The sequence below is a fragment of the Methylomonas sp. BG-2 genome (assembly GCF_057766305.1).
In genome coordinates this window covers 1-2,227 of record NZ_JBYMAP010000391.1, presented here as the reverse complement: position 1 = coordinate 2,227, position 2,227 = coordinate 1, and the positions used below count along the sequence as shown (strand labels likewise).

3 protein-coding genes are annotated in these 2,227 nt (G+C 62.0%); all 3 read left to right on the top strand.

The genetic code is table 11. From position 1 onward, the window contains the following. Nucleotides 1-143 precede the first annotated feature (143 nt). From AC3B8H_RS20540 to AC3B8H_RS20530, 3 genes are read left to right on the top strand one after another with little or no spacing between them, the layout of a single operon-like run. Entirely contained in the window at nt 144-416 is a 273-nt protein-coding gene (locus AC3B8H_RS20540) for a BufA1 family periplasmic bufferin-type metallophore (RefSeq protein ID WP_488443376.1), read from the top strand. A gap of 6 nt (nt 417-422) precedes the next feature. Continuing rightward, nucleotides 423-1,304: an MNIO family bufferin maturase gene (gene bufB, locus AC3B8H_RS20535; protein WP_488443375.1), complete on the top strand. Its 882-nt coding sequence runs from the start codon at nt 423-425 to the stop codon at nt 1,302-1,304. Continuing rightward, a complete protein-coding gene (locus tag AC3B8H_RS20530; RefSeq protein WP_488443374.1) occupies nt 1,288-2,058 on the top strand; it encodes an HvfC/BufC N-terminal domain-containing protein in 771 nt (256 codons plus the stop codon). The genes bufB and AC3B8H_RS20530 overlap by 17 nt, the downstream gene beginning before the upstream one ends. The last annotated feature ends 169 nt before the right edge of the window (nt 2,059-2,227 follow it).

Below are 2,227 nucleotides of genomic sequence, written 5' to 3'. Positions count from 1 at the left end.
CGACTTTAACTCCGTTATCCTATTGAATTCAATTGAGTATTTCATGAAAAACGATTTTGGCACGGCGTTTGTAATACCTAAAACGTCGCGGCAAACGCCGCCGACGTTACTCAAACTTAACCACTCAAATTGGAGATACCACTATGAAAAACTCGAATACCGTGATGACAGCCGCCGTCGCTTCCTTGTTAACCCTGGCCGCGATCGGCGCGCAAAGTTCGGCGGTCGCCGCCGACAAGATGGACATGGAAAAATGCTACGGCGTCGCCAAGGCCGGCAAGAACGACTGCAAGACCTTGTCGAACGCTTGCGCCGGCCATTCCAGCAGCGACGGCCAAAAAGACGCCTTCATCGCGGTGCCGGCCGGGACTTGCGAGCGCATCGTCGGCGGCCAAACCCAGATGCCCGGCATGTAAGCCGCGATGACAACGCCACGATCCTCTCAACTTTCGCGGCGGGTCGCCGCGCCGATTCCGGCTTGCGCCGGAGTCGGCCTGCGTTCGGCCCATCACGGCGATGCCTTGGCCGGCCCGGTACCGGTCGGCTGGCTGGAAGTCCACAGCGAAAATTATTTCGGCGCCGGCGGACCGCCGCTGCGCTACCTGGAAACCTTGCGCGCCGAGCGGCCAATCAGTTTGCACGGCGTCGGCCTGTCGCTGGGTTCGACCGATCCGCTCGATACCGAGTATCTGCGCCAACTCAAGCGCTTAATCGATCGTATCGATCCCGGCCTGGTCTCGGAACATTTGAGCTGGAGTTCGCAGGGCGGCCGCTATCTGAACGATTTGCTGCCGCTACCCTACACCGAAGCCGCGCTGAACCACGTGTGCGACCGGCTGGGCCGAGTCCAGGACTTTCTGGGGCGGACGCTGTTGATCGAAAACCCGGCCGCTTATCTGCAATACCGGGTCGCCGATTACAGCGAGAGCGGGTTTTTGAACGAGCTGGCCCGGCGCAGCGGTTGCGGCATTCTGCTGGACGTCAACAATCTGTACGTCTCCAGCCACAACCTGCATTGGAACCCGGCCGATTATCTGGCCGAACTGGACGGCGCGCGGATCGGCGAATTGCATCTGGCCGGCCACGCGCTGCGTACTATCGACAGCGCGAGTCTGCTGCTCGACACCCACGCCGGGCCGGTGGCGGCGCCGGTCTGGCAGTTGTACCGCCAAGTATTGCGGCGCATCGGCCGGCGGCCGACCTTGATCGAATGGGATGCGGAATTGCCGGCCTGGCCGGTGCTGTTGCACGAGGCCGCCAAGGCCGACGAATTATTGGAGACCAACGATGCATGCACTGCTTGATTTGCAACGAGACATGGCCGACTACGCTTTCGGTTTGGTCGAGCGGGTGCCGGCGGACGTCGTCGGCGGCGAAATCCCGGCCGAAAAGCGTTTGGCTCTGTACCGCAACAATACCCGGCTGGGCCTGACTCAGGCCTTGCGCGAGGTGTATCCGGTGGTCGAACGGCTGGTGGGCGAGCAATTTTTTAACTATCTGGCGCGGTTTTTCATCGAAGCCCATCCGCCGGGCCAGGCGGCCTTGCTGCATTACGGCGAGGCCTTGGCGGATTTCTTGGCGGATTTTCCACCGACCCATGGGCTGGATTATCTGGCTGACGTGGCCCGCCTGGAATGGTATTGGCACTGCGCCTACCACGCGGCCGACGCCGCGCTGCTGGACGTACGCGGTCTGGCGGCGGTGCCGGCCAGTCTGTATCCAGCCTTGCGGCTGCGTTTTCATCCGTCGCTGCGCTTGCTGGCCTCGCCCTATCCGGTGTTCGCAATCTGGCAAGCCAACCAGCCGGAGGCCGAAGCCGATACGCCGATTTCGCTGGCCGACGGCGCCAGCCATGTCGTGGTGCATCGCAACGGTTTCGAGGTGAACGCCAGCGAAATCGAGCGCGGCGAATTCCGGCTGCTGTCGGCGCTGGCGGCCGGTTTGACGCTGGGCCAGGCCATGGACCGCCCGAGCGGCGAAACCGCGACGCCGCCGCTGGACCTTTATTTACCGCGCTGGTTGCAAATGGGTTTGCTGACCGGTTTTTTTATCCGTTAACGAGGATTTACGATGCACAGTCTTTATTTTCACCCGGCGACCAAGGCGCCGAAACCGGCCATCCGCGCCGTACTGATCAAGCAAACCTCGGCGGCGGCCGACTTCGCGCTCCGCTGGTGGCTGGCCCATGCCTTCTGGGTGTCCGGCCAACAAAAACTGGCCAGTTGGG